Source organism: Oceanobacter sp. ABM4_470 (assembly GCF_056158645.1).
Genome location: NZ_JBSWTR010000001.1, coordinates 628698 through 654013, shown reverse-complemented (window position 1 = coordinate 654013; position 25316 = coordinate 628698). Strand labels below are relative to the sequence as shown.

The window sequence follows — 25316 nt, the reverse complement described above, 5'->3', positions numbered from 1 at the left end:
ACAAAGTGGGTGTCAGTTTTGGAGTTTGTTTTTAGAAACAGATGCTTAGCTGAGCAACTGTGCAGCAGGTAATTTCGGGTCAGTATTTGTACAGTTAACATTCTTCTTAATAAGAATAGTGCCTGGCACAACCAAAGAGAGTGGAAAACATGCAGCACTTCCGGCCGAATTTATTTCAGTCGCTATAATCGTCGCCCTTCAAATTCTTCTTTGTGGCTTCGTCGGTTGTTCGGCGAAGCATCTCAGGTACGCCAGGAGGGCGATAATGCCAGGCTTCCCAAAGCTACTTGTTACTGTTTCCTTATTGTTAGCCCTCAGCGGTTGTGGCGAGGAAGCGTCTGCACCGACGACTTCTAACAACGCTGAAGTGTCCAGTGCTCAGTCCGTTCAGCCACCGGCGACGGAACCCACCAACAGCGAACTGGCCACCCATAGCGACAGCCAGGTTAACAATGGCGAAAGCAACAGCCAGACACCCCCTCTAGATGACACCGACCGCTACGCCAATATTGAGCTGACCATCGGTGCTATTCGGGAAGCCACCTTTGACGGTGGTAGCACGGTGGAAATCCGTTTTTCGGCACCGCTGGATCACAGCCGCGACCTGAGCGATTTCATTCGGGTGAACAATCAACGCGCAAGCGGCGGTATTAGCTGGCTGTTTTCTGAAGACGGCAAGTCCCTGTTTATGACCGGTGCCGTTCCGGAAACCACTTACAAGATTAATGTCAGCCCCGGCCTGATGGCCTCGTCCGGCAAACAACTGGGCCAGTCGTATGCCAATACCGTGACGACCGCCTCCGCCCCACCGGTACTGTCGTTTGCCAGTGACGGCCATGTGCTGGTACCGGGCAGTGAACAGGGCTTGCCGGTCATTACTCGCAACATCAAAGAAGCCAACGTCACCTTTATGCGGGTTAACGACAACCAAATTGCTTCGGTGCTCGACCTGTTGGGCAATGGCACCCGTTCCAGCAACTACTACTTGCAAACCGTCAGCAAGCACGCCGAACTGGCGTACGAAGGCCGCTTTGAATTAACCAGCGATGACAACCGCCGCCGTCAGGTCAATCTGCCAATCAACCACATCAAGGAATTGCAGCTGCCGGGCATGTACGTGGCCGTCATGGATCAGCCCGCCAACTTCGAATACGAGCACCCTACAACCTGGTTTACCGTTACCGATCTGGGCCTGCATTTGCGCCAATACGATCACGGGGCCGAGCTGTTTGTACAAAGTCTGGCAACGACCATAGCCGTCGCCGGTGCCCGCATCGAACGCATGACAGGTAACGGCAGCCGTACAGACATTGGCAGCACCGACAAGGAAGGCCGCTTCCATCTTCGCAGCCGCCTGAATTCACAAGACATTCTGATTGTTCGCAAAGACGAATCCGTCAGTATCCTGCCACTGAACACCACCGCGCTGGACCTGTCGGCATTTCATTACAGCCAGCGTCCCTACCGGGTGCAGAACCTGTTTATCTATGCCCCAAGGGATCTGTACCGCGGCGGCGAAACCGCCCAATTTTCCGCACTGCTGCGTGGCGACGATGGTCAGCCGGTCAAAGCAGTGCCGTTGCGCGCCGACATCATTCGCCCGGACGCCCAGAAAGTCACCAGCGTCAGCCTGAAACCTCAGGCCGACGGCTATTACGAATGGCAATACGCCATTGCTGACGACGCCATGACCGGCACCTGGCGGGTCGAAGTCGACCTGCCCGACCGCTCAACCGCGACCTATCGCTTTAAAGTGGAAGACTTTATGCCAGAGCGCATGAAGTTAAGCTGGCGACCCGCCGGGCAAACCACCAACCCAGCCGAAGCCGATAATCGCCACACCGGAGCAGACGACCTCCTGGTTCCGGTACTGGGGGAATATTTGTACGGCGCTCCGGCGGCCGGCAATCGCCTCGACGTCAGCGTAGCCGTGCGGCCGGAACCACACCCGTTTGAAGGCTGGAAAGACTACTGGTTTGGTAACACCAACCTGCGCCAATGGAATAGCCACAACCAACAAGAGCTGGTGATGGATGAACAGGGCAAGGCCACCGTCAGCGTCGAAAACCAGTGGCCACAAGCGACCATTCCCATGGCCGTCGAACTGACGGGCAGCCTGTTTGAATCCGGTGGCCGTCCGGTCATTCGCCGTACCAAGGAAGTCTGGCTGCCCGGCAAGCAGCTGCTGGGCATTAAACCGGCTTTCACAGACCATGCTCCACAAGACGGTCTGGCCGATTTCGATATCGTTCTGACCGACGGAACCGAACAACTGTTCGACCGCACCTCCGTCAACGTCAGCCTGATGAACGTCACGCCGCGATACCACTGGCGCTACAGCAGCTCCCGAGGCTGGTATGACGAACGCGAAGAGCAGTCGGTGAAAGAGCTGTCGATGACTGTCGACCTCAGCAGCAAAGCGCCACTGCGACTGCAAGTACCGGTAGGTTGGGGCGAGTACCAGTTGTTGCTTACCGACCCGGACACCGGCCTGCAAGCCATGGTGCCCTTCAAAGCTGGTGACCGATCCTACTGGTGGCGCTCCGGGTCTGAATCCGATTCTGCCCAGCCACAACAAGTGACTCTGGCATGGGATAAAAAAGGCTACCGCAGCAACGACGTGGCGGTGCTGAACATCACGCCACCGGCCGCCATCGAGCAACTGCCACAAGCCAGTTACGACGCGCTGGTGATGGTTGAAGGCGACGGCCTGAAGTTCTTCAAACGGGTCAGCTTGCCGAAAACCGGTGGCACGGTCGATATTCCCATCGACCCGAGCTGGACCCAGCACAACCTCTACGCCAGCGTGTTGTATCTGCAACCCTCTGACAACCAGCAGCGCATCACCCCAACCCGGGCGGTTGGTCTGATTCATCTGCCACTGGATCGCACTGACCGCGCTCTGGAAATCAACCTGAATGCTCCGGAAAAGTGGCTGCCAAACCGCACCGTGAATGTCGATCTGGCGGTCACAGACAGCAGTGGCAAGGCGGTTTCTTCCGCCTGGGTTACCCTGGCAGCCGTCGACGTGGGCGTATTGTCGGTATCCGGTTTTGAAACTCCGCAGCCATTCGATTTCTTTTTTGCTCCGCGTCGTTATCAGGCCGACCAATACGACCTGTACCACCAGCTGATCGACTTCAATAACAGCAAACCCGCCACCCTCAAATTTGGTGGTGACGCCGCCATGGCACGCGGTGGTGATATGGCTCGTTCACAGGTGCAAATTGTGTCGCTGTACTCCGGCCGCGTAAAAGTGATTAACGGCAACGCCTCGATTCCATTGGCGCTGCCCGACTTCAACGGCCGGGTACGACTGATGGCCGTCGCGTTCGACAGCCAGCGGGTTGGCCATGCCGATGCCGAAGTCACCATTGCAGCACCACTGGTTACCCAGATGTCACTGCCGCGTTTTGCGGGCATCAATGACCAATCCCATATTGCCCTCGATCTGACCAACCTGAGCGGAAAGACCGCCACGCTGACGCTGCAAGCCAAGGCCTCTGGCCCAGTCGATTTTGACGCCGTTAACCGCACCATCGAGCTGGCACAGCAACAGAAAACCACGGTTACCCTGCCGTTTACGGCAACGTTGCCAGCCAAGGGCTCGCTGGGCCATATCGACTTTCACGTTACGGTCGATGGCATCGACGACTACCCGGTAGACCGTCATTGGCAACTGGTCAGTCGGCCAACGCTGGCGGCTGTGACCCAGCGCTACCGCGACCGTTTGAGTGCTGGCGAGAGCCTGACCATGAATGCCGACGAATTTGCCCAGTTGGCAGCCGCAGGCCTCAAGGGCGAGCTGATTCTGGACAGCCGTGTGAACCTCAACCCGGCCCACCAGCTCGACGAACTGCTGCACTACCCGTATGGCTGTCTGGAGCAATCGGTATCCAGCAGCTGGCCCTGGTTGTTTGTGCCGCAACAGCAAATCGACGACCTTAACCAGCGCCGCAATCGCCAATTCAAGCGCGAACAGGCGCTGACGGACGGCCTTAACCGAATCTACAAACGCCAGCTGTCTAACGGTGGTTTTACGCTGTGGTCACTGTCGGATGACTACGAACAGCACTGGCTGACCGCCTACGCCGCCGACTTCCTGACCGATGCCCGCGAGCAAGGCTATCCCATCAACAACTACGTGTTGGAACGTGCGATTCAGCGGATGCAGAAATACGTTCGTGGCCGTGCCGACAATCGTGAACGCTGGAGCGACGACCGCGACAGTTACCGCTTCGCCTACCGCAGCTACTCAGCCTATGTGTTAGCGCGCCATCGCCAGGTCACACTGGCAGATATTCGCAAACTGGCGTCCGGTGCGCCGGATTCCGCAACGCCGTTGTCACTGGTGCAACTGGCCGAAGCCGCGCGTTTGATGGGAGACCAACGCAAAGCCGACGAGCTGCTGCAAACCGCCCAGCAACACCAGCGCAGCCAACGCTACCTTGGCGACTACGGTTCACCGCTGCGCGACAAGGCCGCCATCGTTAATCTGTTGGGGCAGGCGAAAACAGCCAACGCATGGCGGGACGACCTTCTGTTTGAACTGGAGGCCGACCTGCGCAATCGCCGCTGGTTAAGCACTCAGGAACGTATCCAACTGCTGCAAGCCTCCAACCAGCAGGACCAGAACGGAACGCCATGGCAAGTCAGCATGACCATGCAACAACTGCCGCAAGCCGTGATCGACTCTGGTGCCTACCAGCCGGATATTCTGAGTGGCAGCAGGCAGCAACGAATGCCACTTAACAGCCAACAGCTGGGTTGGTTGCCAGCCGTGACCAATACCGGTGAAGAGTCGGTCAGTGCCGAGTTTATGGTGCAGGGCTACCTGCAAAATAACGCTCCGGTGAATCAGGGCGGCGTTACCATCCAGCGTCGTTATTTCAAACCAGACGGCACACCACTGGCGTTCGACAATGACCAGCTGACGCTGAAAACCGGCGATCGGGTATTGGTAGAGCTGCAAGTAAGCAGCAAGAAATACCGCCCGGACCTGATGGCCGTGGACCTGCTCCCGGCAGGGTTGGAGCTGGAAAATGAAAACCTGGCCAACGGTTCGGCCGGTGCAATAGACAAGGTACTGATCGACAGTACGCCGATCAGTGAATGGAAAGCCGACAGCCCATTGCTGCACCGGGAATTCCGCGACGACCGCTTTGTTGCCGCACTGGCGACTGGCAGCCGCTACGACAACGGCCGGGACCGCGCCCGCCTGTACTACGTTGCCCGTGCCGTCACGCCGGGGCAGTACCGTATTCCGGGACCACTGCTGGAAGACATGTACGACCCCGAAGCCCGTGCCATCGGCATCAGTACTCAAACGATGGTGATTAAGCCTTGAGCCGGCTCAAGCGCCGTCGCTGGCGCAATCGGCTGGAGGCACTGAAACGTGCCATCCCAACCGCCATACATGCGTTAGCCAATAGCCATTTGAGTGCCATCGGCAGGCATCTGGGTCAACGCGCTGGCCGCAGAGTCGCCCGGGTTTGTCGCATTCTGTGCTGCGCCTTATGGCGCAGACTGTGGGTAAAGACGGTGTGTATTGGCCTCATGGCAATCATGGTCAGCCTGTGGGTACTCGACCGCTGTTATCCGGTCGGTCCACGGGTACAGGCCGTAATGGACAGTGCCAATCAAGCCAACTCACAACGACAACCAAACAACCTGCAAGACCTTGCCCAGGACTTTGCACAAGTCGTGACCGACCGCTACGGCCGCATGCTGCGTGCGTTCCCCGACCAGCAAGGCGTGTGGCGCTATCCCACCAGCCACGCCCAGGTAGACCAGCGCTATCAGCAGGTCTTGCTGAGCTACGAAGACCAGTGGTTTTACTATCATCCGGGGGTCAACCCGCTGGCGCTGATGCGCGCGGCCTGGCAAAACTGGCGCTGTGACTGTGTGGTTTCCGGTGGTTCCACCATCACCATGCAAGTGGCCCGAATTCTTTATCCACACCCTCGCACACTGGCGGGCAAAGCCCGACAAATGGCCCGCGCCCTGCAGCTGGAATGGCATTTGAGCAAGTCACAGATTCTCGACTTGTATCTGAACTACGCGCCAATGGGCGGCGTGATTGAAGGGGTCGAAGCGGCGGCGCAAACCTACCTCGATAAATCCGCAGCTGAGCTGTCATTGGCAGAATCCGCATTGCTGGCGGTATTGCCTCAGGCACCCTCACGCTTGCGCCCCGACCGCCACCCGCAGCGGGCCAAAGCCGCCCGCGACAAGGTCATAAAACGGCTGTCAGGTAACGGCATAATTACCGCTCGGGAAGCCGAACAGGCCTTGATGGAACCGGTGCTGGCACTCAAGCCCGGCGTCCCTCAGCACGCGCCATTGCTGGCCAGGCGGTTGGTGCAGCAACAGCCGCAGCAGGCGGTGATTCAAACCAGCCTCGACCTCGACGTACAAATGGAAGTGGCCGACCTGCTGAAGCGCTATGTTCAGCCACTGCCAGACCATCATTCCGGAGCCGTGCTGGTGTTGGAAAACAGCACCAATCAGGTAGCGGCCTACGCTGGCACCGCCGATTTTGGCAATGCGGCACGCTGGGGCCATGTGGATATGGTGACCGCCGTCCGCTCTCCCGGCTCAACCATGAAGCCGTTTATCTACGGTCTGGCACTGGACCGCGGCATCATTCACGGAGCCAGCCTGCTCAGCGATATACCAAGGCTGAGGGAAGATTACCAACCCGGTAACTTTTCCAACGGCTTCTTTGGCCCAGTAACTCCGCGTCAGGCGCTGCATCAGTCATTGAATCTGCCAGCGGTGCAAGTGCTGGAACAACTGGGTAGCCAGGTGTTTCACACCGCCATTCGCAACGCAGGTGCCAATTACCGTATTCCCGGTGACGGCAAAGCCAATCTGTCGTTGGCACTGGGCGGCGGTGGTGTGCGTCTGGAAGATTTGGTGATGCTGTATCACGGCTTGATGAATCAGGGGCAAACCCGCCCGATTCAATACCTTCTGAAGTCTCAGCAGCCACTTAAACAACAGCGACAGCAGCAGAACCAACAACAACGACAAACATCAGCTCAGGCTCCGGCCAGCCATTGGCTGCTGTCCCCTGAAGCCGCCTGGGTTACCGCCGAGCTGATACACAACCCACTGCCGTCTCGAACCCGCAGCATCGACGTCGCCGTAAATCGCCCGTTCGGCTGGAAAACCGGCACCAGTTACGGCTTCCGTGACGCCTGGGCCATCGGTGTTTCTGAAAAGTACACCATTGGCGTCTGGCTTGGCCGCCCAGATGGCACCCCATCACCGGGGTATTTTGGCGGCGTAACGGCATTGCCACTGCTGGAACAGGTTTTCCGCATGGTCGACCGACAACCCGGCTGGCCCGCGGCGCCCGCCGACGTTGAACAAGCCACCGTCTGCTGGCCGTTAGGCCGACGTCAAAGCGAGACCGACCAAGCCTCCTGCCATCAAACCCGACAAGGTTGGATTGTCCGTGGTCAGGTACCACCCACCCTGCCCGACGCCCATCGTCCCTATACCCAGAACCCGATGACCATGAGCCTGAACGCCGACGGCAAGCTGATTCAGCCGGGCTGTGGTGGCCCCCGCGCCAGCAGTGTCAAACTGGCGCTGTGGCCACTGATGCTGGAGCCCTGGGTAAACCGCAAACACCGCTACCAGCACCAGATTCCCGCGCTGGCCGACGACTGCAAATCCCAGGTCGCCATTGAACAGCCGCTGCAAATCATCGGCGCAGAACCCGACAGCCACCTGTTGGCGGTCAATGCTCAACGCTCGCCCGAGATGACCTTGGGCAGCCAAGGGGGATTAGGTGCTCGACACTGGTTTCTGAACGGCCAGTTTGTTGCCAGCACGGGGGCAGAGCAAACCCTGAACATCCAACTGCAACGGCCGGGCAAGCAACAGCTAATGCTGGTAGACGATCAGGGCAACAGTGACTGGGTCAGCTTCTGGTGGGACTAAAGCCCTTTACCACGCCGTGAACCAGCTTGTTCCACCGCAGCGGCTTGACCGCGCCAAACGGTTTTTTCTATGCTCCGATTGCGGTTGTTTTCAAACAGCCGTTTTATTCTCAGGGCGGGGTGAAATTCCCCACCGGTGGTAGGTTGCCCATCAAGACAACACAATCCTGATAGCAACAAGCCCACGAGCGCCTTTAATCAGCCATAAACAGCCGGTTAAAGGGTCAAGCAGATCTGGTCAAACTCCAGAGCCGACGGTCATAGTCCGGATGAAAGAGGATAAGCGACACTCAAAAACCGTCTGCCCTGCCGTCTAACGGCTGGTAGTCGGTCGTCTGTTGTTTGCCGGACGCGGCTCCCTTGCGCCTGGCCCTCCCGTATCAGCCCTGATTCATGATTTCTTCTGGAGTATTACCATGAATCAGAACACCTCAAATTCCGTTGTTGAAAATGCCTTGAACAGCACACTTGCCCCTACCAGCGAACACTCACTGCTGAACGAATTCGGCACCCCGATCCAACGTGTTGAACAGGCACTGGATGCCCTCCGCAAAGGCGAAGGCGTACTGGTATTGGATGACGAAGACCGCGAAAACGAAGGCGACCTGATCTACTCGGTAGACCATCTGACCAACGCCCAGATGGCGCTGATGATTCGGGAATGCAGCGGCATTGTGTGCCTGTGCTTGCCACACGACACCGCCGAAAAACTGCAGCTGGCACCGATGGTGACCAACAACGAAAGCGCCAACCAAACAGCGTTTACGGTTTCCATTGAAGCCAAGCGCGGCGTCACTACCGGGGTTTCTGCCGCCGACCGTGTGACCACCATCAAAACGGCGTGTGCACCAGACGCAGTAGCGGACGACCTGGCGCGCCCGGGGCACGTTTTCCCGCTGCGCGCCCGTGCCGGCGGCGTACTGGAACGTCGTGGTCATACCGAAGGCACCATCGACCTGATGAAGCTGGCAGGCCTGAGCCCTGCCGGTGTATTGTGCGAAGTCACCAACGAAGACGGCACCATGGCCAAAACGCCGGAAATCATCGCTTTTGGCAAAACCCGCAATATGCCGGTGCTGACCATTGAAGACATCGTGCTGTACCGCACCTTGCAGGAATCAACCGTCCAGCATGAACAAGCAGAAGCAATGGAGTAGGTTTTCGTTGGAGCAATGAATACCCGACGACTGGGCCATGCGCTTAACGCAGCGGCCCGGTGGAAATAAACAGCAGGTCATCCGGTATCGGCATGTCTTCGTCCATTTCCAGACGAATGGTCACACGGCGGTTTTGCGCCCGGCCGTTGGCGCTGCCGTTACTGGCTACCGGATAACGGTCGCCATGAAAACGGGTGGTGATCATGGCAGGGTCAACGTCTTCATCAAGCATGTACTGCTGTACGTCTTCCACCCGACGCTTGGACATTTGTCGGTTGTCGTAGCGGCGGCCAACACTGTCCGAGTGGCCATCCAGATAAATAGCTTTCACTCTGGGGTCGTGTTTGACGTAATAAATAATCTGATCCAGCACTTTCACATCCGCCGCGTCGATTTTGTCTTCACCACTTTTGAAGAACACCTTGCGACGCGATACCTGATCAAAGTTCATTGGCAACAGCTGGGCCACGCAATCCATAAAGATCGGGTAAAAGTCCTGAAAGGTAACGCTCGATAGATACACCCGTACGTAACGGTTGTCGTCGTAATAAGTGTGGTGGCTGATGGTCGGCCGCTTGCCTTCCAGCAAGCCGTGCATAAACACGTTACTGCGGCGGGAATCCAGCGCCAGCAGTGGGCCTTCGCGGCGAATGTCCGCTGACCCCAGATTCTCGGTGCGCTCCGACGGACGCCACGGTGGTGGTAACAGCGCCACCTGAGCCTTGCTGTAGTCCATGATGTTTTTGGTGCTGGTCAGATGAAAACTGATGTCTTCACCGGCTTTTTTCACAAAAATGCCCGCACCGTAGCCCGGGATGGGCTGTTCAAATTTGCACTCGAACACCGAGCCGTACACCATCCAGCTGGTGTTATCGATCTTGAGCCCATATTCCAAGGGCCGCGGCGTTTGTCCGGCACTGCTCCAGAACGCCGAACCACACAACCCAGCCATGCACAGCAGCCTCAACCAGCGCTTGGCGGGTCGAGTCTTCACGGCCGTTTTGGATGCACGACGCGAGGCGCTGGCATCAATACGGCCATGGGCAGAAGAATGGCGCGTTGGGCGAATCATGGAATCATTGCAACCTGTGCCTGATGGCAAAAACATGGATGGCTTAACGGGGTTATCGGCCGACGTCCATTTGGCTTGAATACTTTCGGCCAGACTTTTCATGGCCGACGCGCAAGCCCCACGACAAAGCCAAGCAGTAAAGCCGCTGTTGCGCTACAATGGCGGCCAATTTTTACCATTCAAATTCTGAATCGGTGTCTTTAGTGGCACTCGGACCATTCCGGCTGCCCGCTAACAGGCACGATCACCACGACGAAGGAATTCCCAATGACTGATCGCCTTACAATCACTCGCCCGGACGACTGGCACCTGCACGTGCGGGACGGTCAGGTACTGGAACACACGGTACCCGCCACCGCCCGAGTGATGCAGCGCGCGATCATCATGCCAAACCTGCAACCACCGGTAATGAACGCCGAGCAAGCACTGGCCTACCGCGAGCGCATTCTGGCGCAGGCAGGCAACAGCTCCTTTGACCCGCTGATGGTGCTGTACCTGACCGATAACACCACCCCGGAAATGATTGCTGAAGCCGCCGCCACTGGCCGCGTGCAAGCCGTAAAACTGTACCCGGCAGGTGCCACCACCAACTCCGACTCTGGAGTGACCGATCTTGGCAAGCTGGACGAACTGGCCGCCGCCCTGTCTGAAAACAACATGAAGTTGCTGGTACACGGTGAAGTCACCCACAACCATGTGGATATTTTCGACCGCGAAAAGGAATTCCTGGACACCATTCTGGCGCCGCTGGTTTCCCGTCATAACGACCTGAAACTGGTGGTCGAGCACATCACCACCAAAGATGCCGCCGACTTCGTCAACAGCCAGAACGCCAACGTCGCCGCCACCATCACCGTTCAGCATTTGGCCTACAACCGTAACCACATGCTGGTTGGTGGTATCAAGCCACACTTCTACTGCCTGCCAATCCTCAAGCGCAACATTCATCAAGCGGCCTTGCAGGAAGCGGCTACTTCCGGCAACGGCAAATTCTTCCTTGGCACCGACAGCGCTCCTCACGCCAAAGGTGCCAAAGAAAGCGCCTGCGGTTGCGCTGGCTGCTACACCGCGTACGCTGCCATTGAACTGTACGCCGAGATTTTTGAAGACCTTGGTGCCCTCGATAAACTGGAAGGTTTTGCCAGCCACTTCGGCCCGGATTTCTACGGCTTGCCACGCAACAGCGACACCATCACCCTGGTGAAGGAAGACTGGCAAGTACCGGCGGAAATGGAGTTTGGCAACGACGTGATTGTTCCTCTGCGTGCAGGCGACACCCTGCGCTGGAAACTGGCCAACGGCTGAATTAAGGATTGATGATGACTGACGCAACGAACGGCGATAAGCAAGACAAGAGCCTGATGGCGCAACGCTTCCGCGGCTTCCTGCCAGTGGTAGTGGATGTGGAAACCGGCGGTTTCAACCCAGACACCGACGCGCTGCTGGAAATTGCCATGGTAACCCTGCGAATGGACGACGACGGCTATCTGCACCCGGATCAAACCCTGGAAGCCAATGTGCACCCTTTTGACGGAGCCAACCTCGAAAAGGAAGCGCTGGACTTCACCGGTATTGATCCATTTGACCCGGAGCGCGATGCCGAATTTGAAATCGACGTGCTCAGCAGCATGTTCCAGACCGTGCGCCGCGAGATCAAACAATACGGCTGTAACCGCGCCGTATTGGTGGGCCACAACGCCCATTTCGACCACGCCTTCCTGAAAGCGGCTGTGGACCGTTGCGACATCAAGCGCGACCCGTTCCACCCGTTTTCGTCGTTTGATACCGCCTCGATTGCCGCCATTTCGCTGGGCCAGACCGTACTGGCAAAAAGCTGTATCACCGCCGGTATCGACTTCGATAACGATGCGGCCCACAGTGCCGCTTACGACACCTACAAAACCGCAGAGCTGTTCTGCTTTATTGTGAACCGCTACAAGGACCTGGGTGGTTGGCCACTGGCGCTGGACAACGCTGACAACCACAGCGACAGCACAGCCGAATAAGCCCTGTCTTTTGCGAGTGAGGGCTCCCCTCACTCGCCTTCCCCACGCTATACTCCCGCCCCCGATTTTCTGCTGCTACCGGAGCCCACTTTGGACTACGAATTCTGGTTTGAAGGCCACAAGCCTGTCGCCCGCCTGGACGATGAACAACTGCTGCTGGGCCGTTGGCTGACCGATGAAATTGGCGACGACCTGAAACACCTGCGGGCACTGATCACCACCGTCGAACTACTGCTCGATGGCGGCCTGCGCGACTACCGCTGGCAAGGCAAGGAAACCATCCTGCAACTGAGCCAACACGAAGCCGAAGTACTGGCTCACGAAGTCATGCACGATGAGGATATCAATCTGGAAGAAGAACAACTGAGCTTGCAGGAATCCGACCAGCAAGCCGGCTGTGGTTTGGACGATTTTCTGGATTTGCTGCTGGCCTGGAAGGACTTTATCGCCAGCTGAATTTGCCGCCAAATGCCGGCTGGACTGAAAATGCCGATTGAAAGTGCCGCCACGATTGACGGCACACCAGGCGCTTATCGCGCCCGGTAAATAATCCCCGGATGGCACTGCACCATATCGAAGTACTCGCCCAGATTATTCATGCTTTCCGAAGCGCCTAACACCAGATAGCCGCTTGGGTTCAGCGAGCCATGCATGCGCCGCAGAATGTCGTATTTCAGATCGCCAGAGAAATAGATCAATACATTGCGGCAGAAGATCACGTCAAACTTGCCCAAAGCACTGAAGTTTTGTTGCAGGTTTTGCGAGCGGAAATCCACCCGCGATTTGATCTTTTCGTCAATCTGCCAGCAGTCTCCATCACGGGGATGAAAATAGGACTTCAGGTGCTTGTCGCTCATACCACGACGAATGGCCAGCTGCTGATACACCCCCTGCTTGGCTGCCGCCAGTGAACTGGGAGAAATATCTGTAGCAACGATGCGCTCACCAGTAGCCAACTTGCCCGGATACAACTTGCGAAATTCTTCAATCTCGATGCTGAGTGAGTACGGTTCCTGTCCGGTCGAACACGCTGCCGACCAGATTTTCAGCGGCCGACGTGCTTCCGCCAGCTCGGGCAGCAGTCGCTCCCGAAACACCCGATAGGGATGCTCATCCCGGAACCACAGTGTCTCGTTAGTGGTCATGGCATCAATCACCTGCTCTTGCAGCGCACGATCAAGCGACAGCTTGCGCAGCAAGTCATTGATGGATTTCAGGCCCTGGGAGTCCAGCAAACGACGCAGGCGACTGGCAATCAGGTACTCCTTGCCCTCGCCCAGCATGATGCCACTACTGCTTTCAAGCATCTCTCTGAACTGCCTGTACTCATCCGCTGTAATCTGCAGTGTCATACTCTGTTTCGAACCTCATTGCCGCTGACAATTCTCACCGTCCATGGTGCCTGAATCGCCGTACCTGGCCGTTTTTCTAACACACGGTAGTCCTTGTCATACGCCCGCTTCCACGCGACCGGTTACCTGGGCTGCCAACACGTCAGGGTCGAATTTGGCGATGAAGTCATCTGCCCCCACCTTCTCGACCATGGCTTTATTGAATACCCCACTGAGTGAGGAGTGCAACACCACGTAAAAACCGCTCATACGGGAGTCGGAACGAATGCGGGTGACCAGCGTATAGCCGTCCATCTCCGGCATTTCGATATCCGAGATCATCATCATGTAGGTTTCCTGAGGCGACTGCCCCTCTTCCACCATGTCATAAAGATGTTCCCAAGCCTGGCGCCCGTCATTCAAAGACACCACTTCGACGCCAATGTTCTCCAGACAGCGGGTAATCTGCTTACGCGCAATCTTGGAGTCATCCACAATAAGCACGCGTTTTTGTCTGGCTCGTTCCTGAACGGACTCAGTCACAACGCCTGCACTGATTTCTTCGTTGATTGGCGACACCTCAGCGAGGATTTTCTCCACATCAATGATTTCCACCAGTTCCTTCTCAACGCGGGTTACCGCGGTGAGGTAATGCTCTTTACCCGTACCCTTCGGTGGTGGATGAATCTCTTCCCAGTTCATATTGACGATGCGTTCCACACCGCCAACCAGAAAGCCCTGCGTCTTACCGTTGTACTCGGTAATGATGACGAAGGCATTTTTCAAATCGGTCAAACCCGCGTTCCCCGTGGCCATACTCATATCCATGATCGGAATGGTGCCCGAACGAATATGAGCGACCCCGCGAACCACCGGATTGCTGCCAGGTAATACGGTCAAGGGAGGACATTGCAGTACCTCCTTCACCTTGAACACGTTGATGCCGTAGACCTGCCGCCCGTTGACGCGGAACAACAGCAACTCCAGCCGGTTCTCACCGACCAGTTGCGTTCGCTGGTTTACCGTATCTAACACACCGGCCATAAAAAGCTCCCAAAAGGTAATTCGGCACAGCGCTTGCAAAACCCTGTGTGGGACATTCACTCACGCTGGTTAATCGCCAGAATCATGACGTTTCAAATCAGTCATTAATCAGCATAGTAGAGAACTGGAACATGGGTAGGATATTTGTATTGTTTCTGTTGGCACTGCCTGTTTGGGCACACGCAGGCTGGCAACAGACGTTGCAGCAGACATTGCTAAAGCAGTGGCAGGCTATTGGCGGCGATAGCGCACAGGCCAGTATCAGCCTGCCCTCCATCAGCGCTTCTTATCAGCTACCAGGCTGCCAGGGAGAAATAGAAACCTCTCTGACACGCCCCATCCAACCGGGTCGAAACGGCGTCGAACTGGTGTGCCGTTCACCCTGGTGGCAACAATTTGTCGCTGTGCAGTTGCATGTGATGCAACCCGTCGCAATTCTGACGCGCACCGTCAACTCCGGCGAACCAATCGACGCCGCCAGTATCCATTTTGCCGAACAGGACCTGGGCGATTTAACCCAGGGCTATGTGCTAGATGCTAACCAGCTGGAGCACATGGAATTCCGTCGCAACCTGCGCCAGGGCACGGTGCTGTCGCCCGATATGATGCGGCCTGCACAGGTGATCGAGCGTGGTCAGCATGTCCGGGTATTGGTAGTTCGTGGGCCCATCAGGATCGAGTCCCGTGCTGAGGCGCTGGGCAGTGGCCGCATGGGAAAATCGCTTCGGGTACGGAATTTGCGTTCAGGAAAGGTCGTGTCAGCAACTGTTGTTGGGCCGGGCGAAGTGGAAGTGCGTTAGGGACCCTCGCCACCGCCTCAACACACCTGCCTGCACGCGTGATAGCAGCAAATAAACGATCGGCAAAAATTTTTAAAATATTTTCTAAAGTCGGTGAAGGGCTGGCCGATACACTCATAGCAGGGGTACATTCAATGCAATGGTTTGGAGACTTCAACATGAACATTAACAAGCTTACGGGCGGTGTGGACAACAGCACTCGTTCAACAGCGCGGAGCAACGATGCGACCGACGCAACCAGTGCCGACAGCGCCAAACAAGCGGGCAGCTCTGACAGCGGCTATAGCGATCAGGTAAAACTGAGTGCCAGCGGTAAAACCATCCAGCAGATTGAAGCTGAAATCAGCTCAATGCCGGAAGTCAATGACGCCACCGTCGAACGCATTCGCAGCGCTATCGACAGCGGTGAGTACAAAATCGATTACGATAGGTTGGCAGGAAAAATGCTGGACTTTGAGGGAGGCCTCAACTGATTCGGTAACTTGCCATGTCCAAGACCCCAAACCTGCCATTGAACGACCAACAAACGGGACAACTGCGTGCATTGATTCTGGCCGAGCTGGCCCACGCCCGTTTGTTGCATCATCGTCTGACCGATGAACTCACCCTGCTGCGTCACCCCAATGCCGAAGCCCTGCAGGCCGCTGCGCGGCGCAAATCAGCCAGCCTTCAACACCTGAGCCAACTGGCCAACGAACGGCTGCAATGGCTCAACGAGCACCAATTGCCATTGGCCGAAGCCTTTCTTCAGCACCCCACCATTCAACACCACGCCGACATTCGCTCCCTGTGGCAACAACTTGCCGCCTGGTACGAGCGCAACCGAACCTTGTCGGCCCGGCTGTCGGATATTGTTTTGAAAAATCGCCGCCGGGTTCAACAACGGCTGGAAATTCTGCGTGGCAAAAAGCAACAGTCGACTATTCTTTATAATAAGCAGGGACAAAGTCAGCTGGGTGGAACCGGCGGCGGCTACATCTCCGCCTGAAGAACCACACGCAGGAGCATTTCATGGGACACGCCTCGGCCTCTTTTGAGCCAGATACGCCAAACAGCCAGTTAACCAACACCGCCGACATCTATGGCGCATTGCGGGCGCTGGTGCTGATGGAAAAAGACGTCGAGATTATGATTGATGGCTCAAGTACCCAATTTCGCACCCGATTTTCCGATGTCGACCTGAAATCCCGCAGCTTCTTTATGAGTGCCCTGATTCCCACCGAAGGCAATCAGTTGCTGCATCAGGGCAAACGCTTTCGTGTGTTTTGCGAAAGCCGTGGCGTGCAAATTCGCTTCGAAGCCGATGGCCGTCTGCGTTATATGAAGAATGCCAACCGCTATCGGGGCGAGTTCCCCAGCTCGTTGGAATATGTACAGCGCCGCGGCGCGTACCGAGTGAATATTCCCACAGCCCATAAGGTGTTAATTGAAATTCCGGAAGTTGACCACTCCGACCCGGAGCTGGTGGTACCCAAGCACCGCGGGCGTTTGCTCGACCTGTCGGAATCCGGCTTTAAAGCGCTGTTCAGTGGCGACCTGAAGAATGAGCTGCAAGCGCTAAACCCGATTGCCGCTGCGACCATCCGCTTCAACGAGCAGCACCATATGGATTGTGGCCTGGAAGTGCGTCACCTGATCATAGATAACGATGGTAATACCCGCGCCGGATTTGTCTTTTCACGGGTGTCGTCCAATGCCCAACGCTACATTCGCAAACTGATTGCCGACTTCCAGTGGGAAGAGCGCCATCAGGCCAACGCCGAATCAGAGGCCGGGACAGGGTCAGCGGGTTTATAAACGCTTATTGCGGTTCTTCTGACGACGGACTACCCGAACCATCGGACTTGTGGTGCTGCTGGCTAGCCTGTTCCGAGTGCTGGGCTTGCGAATGATGATCCCCGGATGCGCTTTTCGCAACTGACTTCGACTCCGTGTGGTCATGGTGATCAGACTCCAGGTCCTCAACACTTTCAATATTCATATACCACTCGTCTTCCAGCCCCTTGTGGCTATCGCCATGAGCCCACGCAGTGTGACTGCTCAGGCTAACAACCGCGCCAAACAGAGTAACCAGCATAGCCACGGCAGGCCGGGTTAATGATTGCTGTGTTTTCATTAGAACTCCCCATGATGAGATAAACAGCGGCATACCAACATGGTAGCAGCCCGCTTACAGCAGGTCTGTGCTGCAAACGGGCCGTACCAACTCGGTGTTTTACTGCCAAAGACGGATTTAAAACCACAACCGAACACCAGCTTGCCAGGCTGTTTCGGCTGGGGATTCCTGCAAGTCAGCGGAATCGCCGTACCAGTGGCTGCGCTGCACACCAACATAGGGCGCAAACTGACGGCTGATTTCATACCGTAAACGCGGTGCCACAGAGGTAGATACCAGGCCACTGGCAAACTCTCCTTCCGGATCATTCTTACCCGCCAGATTGGCATCGGCTTCAACGGCGATGATCCAGCGCTGGGTTAGCAGGATCTCGTATTCGGCGCTCAACTCCAGCATGGTCACGCCCTGCTCACCAACGAACAGCATGGCTTCGGATTCAAACCAGTAAGGCGCCAGCCCCTGAAAGCCCACCCCGACCCAGTTGCGGGAATCGTCTTCGCCCCGCTCGTGTTTAACGCCCAACTGGGTATTCCAGAACGCGGTGATGGCATGGCGCCAATAGCCGCCCAGCTCGGCTTCGGTTTCGCCGTTCAAACGGTCGATGTCAAAGCTCAGTACCAGACGATCCCAGGTCGTACCCATCCAGTATTCACCTTCAGCGACCTTGCTGGTTTCGTCACCGCTGCGACTGATACCCAGCTGCTCCAGTGACAGCGACGAGAACCAATGTTCATCAGCCAGTACCAATTGACGAGGACCTTCCATGGCATAAGGACCCGATGTCAGGGTGTAACCACCGGAATAGGCATGAGGATCGCGGGCGTTAGCCGGTGCAGAGCCGCCTTGCATTCCAGACATATCATGGTTCATCTCGCCGTGGTTCATGCTGTCATGGCCCATTCCTTCGTGGCCCGTTACAGGATGATTCATCTGCGAATGATTCATTCCAGAGTGATCCATTCCAGAGTGATCCATAGACACAGCGTCATCTGCCAAGACAGACCCAGCCGTCGCACTCATAACCGAAAGCACAGCCACTACCAACGGTGTCTTTTTCATCGTCAGTTTCATGATACGACTACCTCCCGGAACATACCGGCGTCCATATGGAATAACAGGTGGCAATGCCAGGCCCAGCGACCCAGAGCATCCGCCGTTACCTGAAAGCTGATGCGCTGGGCAGGCTGTACCGGAATGGTGTGCAACCGTGCCAGAAACTCGCCACGGTCATTCTCCAGCTCGCTCCACATACCGTGCATATGCATTGGATGAGTCATCATGGTGTCGTTGTGCAAAATCACTCGCAGGCGCTCGCCATAACGGAAATGCACCGGAGTCGAATCGCCAAATTCCAGACCATCAAACGACCAGCTGTAGCGCTCCATATTACCGGTCAGGTGCAGCTCGATTTCGCGTTCCGGCAGGCGATGATCCATTGGACCGCCTGGTGTATGCAGATCCGCCAAAGTCAGTACCCGGCGGCCGTTATTGCGCAAACCAATGCCCGGATCATCCAGATTGGTACGCGGGGTATCGACCCGCATATCGACGCTTGGGCCATATTCCGAACGGGCGTGATTGACGGTATGAGTCGGCTGTTTTATGCCCTGATGATGCATGTCTCCGTGGTTCATAGCACCGTGGTTCATGCCCTGATGGCTCATTCCGGCATGATTGCCAGAACCACTGGCCACGCCAGAGTGCATGCCGCCCATATCCCCCATCATATCGGTCATCGTCAGCCATTCCGGCTTATCCATCGCCGGTACCGGCGCAGACATACCCAATACCGGAGCCAGCGTGCCGCGTGCATAGCCACTGCGCCCCATATTCTGGGCAAAGATGGTGTATGGCTGGTCCGCCGGCTGCACAATCACATCGTAGGTTTGGCCCGGGCCAAAACGGAATTCATCCACCGTAACCGGCTCAACCCGCTGGCCATCGGCTTCCACCACGGTCAGCTTCAAGCCCGGAATACGCACGTCATAAAAGGTGTTTGACGAGCCATTAATGCAGCGCAGACGCACCCGCTCACCCGGCTTGAACAGGCCGGTCCAGTTGCTGGCAGGCGTGACACCATTCATCAAATAGGTAAAAGCCGCTGAGGAGGTATCCGCCAGATCGGTCGGGCTCATGCGCATCTCATTCCACATCTGACGCTTGTTCATTGCCCCTTGCAGGCCGTACTGACGCACATCAGCCCAGAACTCTGGCGCCGTTGGCTGGCTGTAATTCATGAAATCCGCATGAGCCTTCAGCTTGCCAAACACCGCCATCGGATCATCGTCGGTCCAGTCAGACAGCAGCAATGGGATTTCACGGTCATAACTGATCGGGTCGACAGCTTTCGGCTTAACGATAATGGCACCGTACATACCCGTGATTTCCTGAAAGCCGGAATGGGAGTGATACCAGTAAGTGCCGCTTTGCTCGACCTTAAAGCGATACGTGAAGGTTTCACCGGGGGCAATGCCCTTGAAACTGATGCCCGGCACACCGTCCATCTGATACGGCAAAATAATGCCGTGCCAATGAATCGACGTTGGCACGCTGAGTTTGTTGGTGACACGAATGGTGACTGTTTCGCCTTCCTGCCAAACCAGCGTCGGCGCTGGTAAGGAGCCGTTAATGACAGTCGCTGTACGACGAACGCCAGTGAAGTTAACCTGCGTCTCTGACACTTCGAGGTTAAACACCTTGCCACTCAGAACCTGACTACCGTTAGACAAGTGTGAAGGTGTATCTGCCTTGGCGCCATAACTCGCCGTGGTCGCTGCCAGCGCAGCACCACCAACCAGCCCCTGCACAAATCGACGACGAGACAACCCGGGCATCTGCCAACTGCTCATTCCGTTCTCCTTTTGAAGCCATGCGTCCAACAACGACGCCTGATGAATGCCTCATTGTCGAAAAACACATCTGACCTGCCGATGACCTCAAGATGACAAAATCGTCATGTTGCCGTCATGTCGCAGACCCTATCCGGTCGGCTACAATCGCAGTCTCATCATGGAGACCCTTATGCGGCTATTGATCGTAGAAGACGAAACCAAAACCGGCGATTACCTGCATCAGGGCCTAAGCGAAGCCGGATTCAATGTGGTGTTGGCGCGTAACGGCCTCGATGGCCATCATCTGGCCATGACCGAAACGTTCGATCTGGTTCTGCTGGATGTGATGCTGCCAGACGTCGACGGCTGGAAAATCTGTCAGTCACTGCGTGAGGCGGGTAACCAGACCGCAATACTGTTTCTGACCGCACGGGATCAGGTGGAAGACCGCGTCAAAGGGCTGGAACTGGGCGCCGATGATTACCTAGTCAAGCCGTTTGCGTTTGCGGAATTGTTGGCGCGAGTACGTAGCCTGCTGCGACGCGGTAACCGTCCGGTACAGGAGTCACTGGCGGTGGCCGACCTGCAAATCGACATCATCAAACGGCAAGCCATTCGCGCTGGCCAGAAAATTTCCCTCACCAATCGCGAGTTTGCCTTGCTGGAACTGCTTGCCAGTCGTAAAGGCGAAGTGCTGCCACGGTCGTTGATCGCGTCACAGGTGTGGGACATGAACTTCGACAGCGACACCAACGTCATCGACGTTGCCATCCGCCGCCTGCGCCGCAAGATCGACGACCCATTTGAACCCAAACTGATCCATACCGTACGCGGCATGGGCTATCGGCTGGACGACGATGACAACTGAACCCCTGTGCAGCCGCTCCCGTAAACGACCGCTGTCCTTGCAACGGCGCGTTACCTTGTATGCGGCATTGGCCATTGGTATTGGCCTGATCAGCCTGGTCATGCTGGTACAGCAATCCATTCGAGACCACTTCGTCGAACAAGACGCCATGCAGCTGGCGCTGGTCGCCGAACTGCTTGGCAGCCAAAGCCAACACGGCCGAACTGAACTGCTGGAACAGCTCGATCAAGTGCAGGCCCAGCACGGCATCAAGGTACAGCTAATAGACAATGGCACCTTGCTGCACAGCAGCCCCAACTTTGCCCTGCCCGAATGGGTTCTGCAGCAGTCGGGCAGCGAGCACATCAACGCCAACACCCTGATTCAGTGGCAGCACGACCAACAGCATTATCGTGGCGCCGTACTCACGCTCAGCACCGGACAAGCTCCAAACGCCCATCACTACCAGCTGATACTGGCCGCCGACATGGCCTTCCATCGCCACTTTATGGACGGATTCAACCACCAGCTGTGGCTGATTGCCGCCGCCATGGGCGGGCTAACGTTACTCGCAGTATGGCTGGGCATCCGACAGGGACATGCGCCGCTGCGCAAGGTGGGCGACTACATTCGCCAGATTCAGCCCGGCCAATTGCAACAGCGACTGTCGGCGGAACATTGCCCCAGCGAACTGGTGCCGTTAATTGAGTCGTTCAATACCATGATGACGCAACTGGAAGACGGCTTCGAACGGCTGTCAAACTTCTCCGCCGACATCGCCCACGAACTGCGAACGCCACTGACCAACCTCATCACCCAAACTCAGGTAATGCTGGCGCAACCCAGAGACCTGGACAGTTATCAGGAGCTGCTTTATTCAAGCCTGGAAGAACAGGAGCGGCTGGCCCGCATGGTGTCTGACATGCTGTGGCTGGCCAAAGCAGACAACCACCAGCAAGCCCTGCAAACCAGCCGGATAAACCTGCAAGAAGAAGTCGAAGACCTGTTTGAATTCTTTGAACTGCTGGCCGACGAACGTGCCATCGAGCTGCATTTGAAGGGTGAAGCCCGCAACGTGCAAGGTGACCGCAATATGCTGCGCCGAGCCATCAGCAACCTGATCTCCAACGCCATCCGCCACACCGCCGAGCAAAGCCGAATTACCGTCACACTGGCCAATACCCCAACCGGCGTAACACTGACCGTCAGCAACCCCGGCAACGCCATCCCCAGCCAGCACCTTGAACACCTGTTCGAGCGATTCTATCGCGCCGACCCATCACGCCACCGCAGCACAGGCAACGAAAGCACCGGCCTCGGACTGGCCATCTGCAAATCCATCGTGCAACTGCATCACGGCAGCGTCGCGGCCCAAAGTGCTGACCACGAAAACCACTTCAGCATCACACTGCCTGCCACAGACACAATCCCGGATGCCAGCCCGGAAGCCTCACACCAAAACCGTACAGGATCATAAAAACACCAACAAAGCTTCATGCCCGTTGGCCAAGCGCGCTGGAATTCAGTACCATACGCGCCCTCTCTTCCACTCCCTATAGCTCAACAGGATAGAGCATCCGCCTCCTAAGCGGACGATCGGGGTTCGAGTCCCTGTGGGGAGGCCATTACATCGATTTCTGTACTATCCCACGCCCCTTCGGCTGACCAGATTGCGCAAGCAGATGCGTGCAATATAACGAGCAGGTAAATGTAATACGCCTTCGGCTATTACATCCTACTTCCAGCGACAAGCCCTCAAGCATCCGTCGCTTTCCAGCAGCACACTCGGTCCACTTTCACACCACGGTCCGGCTGAACACCCATTACATCACCGCTGTTCTGGCGCTCCATGCAGTTCCGGCCATAAGTTTTTGTCTCGCGTTATTAATTTCCCGGCTTTTCGGGACCTGAACACCCTCTACTTTTTAAGCAATTCACCACGGCTATTTTTCAGTTAGGGAAACAGGCAATCACTTTCTGCGGTGCACTGGCGCGTATGGTTGCGTTTGTGTGGCGCATTTCAGGCCAGGCTTGTCAGTATCGTCAATAAGTCACAGGGGTTTGTCAGGCCGGTTCAGTGGCGGCAGGTGGCGGTCTTTACGTTTCAAAATTGATAACGATTCGTTTTGGTTTGGCAGGCTGTTTTCTGTCGGCGGGCTTTTCTAGCATCGAAAAGGTGATAAGCCTGCCGGATGCAGTGGTCGATACGCCGTTCTGCTCCAGCGGCGATCCTCGTTAGCGGTCGGTCTTCGACGCTGACTGCGCATTTTAATAACAACAAAGATAACTTCGCTGGAGCCTGCAATGACTCAGTCCAATACCAACCTGTTGGGGGCCTTGTCCTCCATCCGTTCCTCAAATCCGTTTGCATTTGCCAAGCCTTTGGCGGTTGCGGTGATGTCTGCTTCCCTGTTGATGGGGTGCGGTAGTGATGACGACAATGACAATACCAGTTCGGTAGTCGCCGATGTGGAAGACACTGCACTGGCGTTTGATGCCACCGATTACACCACCGTAAACGTGGTACTCGACGGCGAAAGCGTGGCCGTACGCCAGTACAAGATTGTGTATGTCGCCAATCCGGTAGAAGTTGCCAGTTACTATCGATTTGGAAGCTGGAACAGCGCTACCGACCCTTACACTTTCCAGACCATGTATGTATCAGTGCCGGAAAGCTCAGTCGAAGATCAGGATACCGCGCTCTACTTCGCTGTTGTGAACAGCGGCTGGTACAACAGTCCGGCAGAAACCAGCATCGAGGAAGGGGCTGAATTCAGCAGCACGTCCGATAGCGATAATATTGGCGCGGCGCTCAAGGCCGGTTATGTGGTCGTTAATGTGGGGACTCGTAGCCGCGGCGCTCTGGGTGTTGATGGCAGCTGGGTGGGCAAGGCGCCAGCCCCTGTGGTGGATGCCAAAGCCGCGATTCGTTATTTGCGCCTGAACGACGCCACTATGCCAGGCTCTGCCGAGCGTATTGTGGTCAACGGCACCAGTGGCGGCGGTGGTTTGACCTCTGCGGTTGCAGCCAGCGGTAACAGCGCCGATTACCTTCCGTTCCTCAGTGCCATCGGCGCAGCTGGTGTCACCGGCGCTGATGATACCTTGGCCAGCACCATCAACGACGATGTATTTGCCGCGGTAGCCTATTGCCCGATTAACAACCTTGGTAATGCCGATGCTGGTTACGAGTGGCAATACAACGCCATTCGCAGCGATGACAATACCGGCGCACTGAACGACGTTTCCTATTCGGAAGGGCCGCAACCGGCAGCCTCCGCCGCCATTGCCGCACTGTTTCCGGATTATGTCGAACATCTGGGGCTGACATTGGAAGATGGCACAGCTCTGACCGCAGATGGCCTAAACGATCAAACCATCGCTTTCCTGACCGAAGAAATTGAACGCCAGATTGCCGCAGGTACAGACGTTCCGGCATTTGGCGAGAACTTCGAAGTCACCCAGCGCGGTACAACCTACACGCTGCCAAACGACTGGCTGACTCTGGAAGGCAGTGGCACTACAGCAACGGTTGCCAGTATCGATCTGGAGAAATTCCTCTCTTTTGTAACATCGTCCATTTCACTCAAAACCGTCGTGGCATTTGATGCGGCGGCGGTGACTGGTAACCCGAACGTCAGTGGTGAAACCAACCTGTTTGGTAACGAAAACTACGAATACTCCAATTACATGGAGTGGACCTGGAATAACAACGAAGTCCTGGCTGACGGCTCTGGTCCGGACGACACCGGTATGGACTGGGATGAATACCTGAGCAGCAGCTATGGCGAAGAGCTGGCCACCCAGTTGAAACTGATCAACCCACTCGAGTATCTCGGCAGCGACGCCGACAGCGCACCGAACTGGTACGTTCGCCACGGCATGGTCGACCGCGATACCGCCTACGCCATGCAGACTCTGCTGTATCAGGCGATTCGCAACGACGATTCAGTGGAAAATGTGAACTTCGCCTTGCCATACCTGGTACCGCATTCCGGTAACTACGATGTGCAAGAGGCCTTCAGCTGGATCGCTGATACCCTGGCTACGGCCAACAGCGCGGAGTGAGTCGTCTGCGCAAGAGCAAAACTGAGCTGGGCGCCGCCCGGCTCAGTTTTGTACGGTCAGGTTTTGGACGGTATAGCTATGGACGGTCAGTG

General features: G+C 56.4%; 19 protein-coding genes, 1 tRNA gene and 1 riboswitch. Of the genes, 14 read left to right on the top strand and 6 right to left on the bottom strand.

Annotated features, from left to right (window positions below; genetic code table 11):
* Positions 1–265 precede the first annotated feature (265 nt).
* The 3 genes from ACXADJ_RS02830 (at position 266) to ribB (ending at position 9109) form a co-directional block, all read left to right on the top strand.
* Positions 266–5347: an alpha-2-macroglobulin family protein gene (locus ACXADJ_RS02830; RefSeq protein WP_475062841.1), complete on the top strand. Its 5082-nt coding sequence runs from the start codon at positions 266–268 to the stop codon at positions 5345–5347.
* Between the two features lie 209 nt (positions 5348–5556).
* Positions 5557–7953, top strand: a complete 2397-nt coding sequence (gene pbpC / locus ACXADJ_RS02825) for a penicillin-binding protein 1C (RefSeq protein WP_475062838.1) — start codon at positions 5557–5559, stop codon at positions 7951–7953.
* Between the two features lie 101 nt (positions 7954–8054).
* Positions 8055–8237: riboswitch (FMN riboswitch) on the top strand.
* Between the two features lie 131 nt (positions 8238–8368).
* Positions 8369–9109, top strand: a complete 741-nt coding sequence (gene ribB / locus ACXADJ_RS02820) for a 3,4-dihydroxy-2-butanone-4-phosphate synthase (protein ID WP_475062834.1) — start codon at positions 8369–8371, stop codon at positions 9107–9109.
* A 43-nt stretch (positions 9110–9152) separates the two neighbouring features.
* Here the strand turns inward: ribB and ACXADJ_RS02815 are convergent, their stop codons facing one another.
* Complete coding sequence (locus ACXADJ_RS02815) at positions 9153–10181, bottom strand: flagellar protein MotY (protein ID WP_475062830.1); 1029 nt, start codon at positions 10179–10181, stop codon at positions 9153–9155.
* A gap of 267 nt (positions 10182–10448) precedes the next feature.
* On the opposite strand from ACXADJ_RS02815, the gene pyrC reads away from it, so the two are divergent.
* The 3 genes from pyrC to ACXADJ_RS02800 all read left to right on the top strand — a co-directional run bounded on the left by pyrC (position 10449) and on the right by ACXADJ_RS02800 (position 12643).
* Positions 10449–11486: a dihydroorotase gene (gene pyrC / locus ACXADJ_RS02810; RefSeq protein ID WP_475062827.1), complete on the top strand. Its 1038-nt coding sequence runs from the start codon at positions 10449–10451 to the stop codon at positions 11484–11486.
* 14 nt (positions 11487–11500) lie between these two features.
* Entirely contained in the window at positions 11501–12187 is a 687-nt protein-coding gene (gene rnt, locus ACXADJ_RS02805; protein ID WP_084645120.1) for a ribonuclease T, read from the top strand.
* A 90-nt stretch (positions 12188–12277) separates the two neighbouring features.
* Positions 12278–12643 carry a YacL family protein gene (locus ACXADJ_RS02800; RefSeq protein WP_475062823.1) on the top strand — a complete coding sequence of 122 codons (366 nt, stop codon included), beginning with the start codon at positions 12278–12280 and terminating at the stop codon, positions 12641–12643.
* 74 nt (positions 12644–12717) lie between these two features.
* Here ACXADJ_RS02800 and ACXADJ_RS02795 read toward each other — a convergent pair whose 3' ends face one another.
* On the bottom strand, positions 12718–13539 hold the full coding sequence (locus ACXADJ_RS02795) for a CheR family methyltransferase (RefSeq protein WP_475062819.1): 822 nt from the start codon (positions 13537–13539) through the stop codon (positions 12718–12720).
* Between the two features lie 96 nt (positions 13540–13635).
* Positions 13636–14562 (bottom strand): chemotaxis protein CheV, encoded by a 927-nt coding sequence (locus ACXADJ_RS02790; RefSeq protein ID WP_475062817.1) that lies wholly within the window; start codon positions 14560–14562, stop codon positions 13636–13638.
* A gap of 131 nt (positions 14563–14693) precedes the next feature.
* On the opposite strand from ACXADJ_RS02790, the gene flgA reads away from it, so the two are divergent.
* From flgA to ACXADJ_RS02770, 4 genes are all read left to right on the top strand, one after another.
* Complete coding sequence (flgA, locus tag ACXADJ_RS02785; protein ID WP_475062815.1) at positions 14694–15362, top strand: flagellar basal body P-ring formation chaperone FlgA; 669 nt, start codon at positions 14694–14696, stop codon at positions 15360–15362.
* A gap of 158 nt (positions 15363–15520) precedes the next feature.
* The gene (gene flgM, locus ACXADJ_RS02780; RefSeq protein ID WP_028294527.1) at positions 15521–15835 is read left to right on the top strand and encodes a flagellar biosynthesis anti-sigma factor FlgM; all 315 of its coding nucleotides are present in this window, start codon (positions 15521–15523) and stop codon (positions 15833–15835) included.
* A gap of 14 nt (positions 15836–15849) precedes the next feature.
* Complete coding sequence (gene flgN / locus ACXADJ_RS02775; RefSeq protein ID WP_028294528.1) at positions 15850–16350, top strand: flagellar export chaperone FlgN; 501 nt, start codon at positions 15850–15852, stop codon at positions 16348–16350.
* A gap of 23 nt (positions 16351–16373) precedes the next feature.
* The gene (locus tag ACXADJ_RS02770) at positions 16374–17159 is read left to right on the top strand and encodes a flagellar brake protein (protein WP_475062809.1); all 786 of its coding nucleotides are present in this window, start codon (positions 16374–16376) and stop codon (positions 17157–17159) included.
* Between the two features lie 4 nt (positions 17160–17163).
* Here ACXADJ_RS02770 and ACXADJ_RS02765 read toward each other — a convergent pair whose 3' ends face one another.
* The 3 genes from ACXADJ_RS02765 to ACXADJ_RS02755 form a co-directional block, all read right to left on the bottom strand.
* On the bottom strand, positions 17164–17478 hold the full coding sequence (locus tag ACXADJ_RS02765; RefSeq protein WP_475062807.1) for a hypothetical protein: 315 nt from the start codon (positions 17476–17478) through the stop codon (positions 17164–17166).
* Positions 17479–17595: 117 nt separating this feature from the next.
* Entirely contained in the window at positions 17596–18423 is an 828-nt protein-coding gene (locus ACXADJ_RS02760; protein WP_475062804.1) for a copper resistance protein B, read from the bottom strand.
* 122 nt (positions 18424–18545) lie between these two features.
* A complete protein-coding gene (locus ACXADJ_RS02755; RefSeq protein ID WP_475062801.1) occupies positions 18546–20327 on the bottom strand; it encodes a copper resistance system multicopper oxidase in 1782 nt (593 codons plus the stop codon).
* Between the two features lie 172 nt (positions 20328–20499).
* Between ACXADJ_RS02755 and ACXADJ_RS02750 the strand changes: the two genes are divergently transcribed.
* The 4 genes from ACXADJ_RS02750 to ACXADJ_RS02735 all read left to right on the top strand — a co-directional run bounded on the left by ACXADJ_RS02750 (position 20500) and on the right by ACXADJ_RS02735 (position 25224).
* Complete coding sequence (locus ACXADJ_RS02750; RefSeq protein ID WP_475062799.1) at positions 20500–21177, top strand: heavy metal response regulator transcription factor; 678 nt, start codon at positions 20500–20502, stop codon at positions 21175–21177.
* Positions 21167–22633 (top strand): heavy metal sensor histidine kinase, encoded by a 1467-nt coding sequence (locus ACXADJ_RS02745; RefSeq protein WP_475062797.1) that lies wholly within the window; start codon positions 21167–21169, stop codon positions 22631–22633. The genes ACXADJ_RS02750 and ACXADJ_RS02745 overlap by 11 nt, the downstream gene beginning before the upstream one ends.
* A gap of 72 nt (positions 22634–22705) precedes the next feature.
* Positions 22706–22781: transfer RNA gene (locus tag ACXADJ_RS02740), tRNA-Arg, on the top strand.
* Between the two features lie 679 nt (positions 22782–23460).
* Positions 23461–25224, top strand: coding sequence for a subtype B tannase (locus tag ACXADJ_RS02735; RefSeq protein ID WP_475062795.1), 1764 nt, complete (start codon positions 23461–23463; stop codon positions 25222–25224).
* Positions 25225–25316 lie beyond the last annotated feature (92 nt).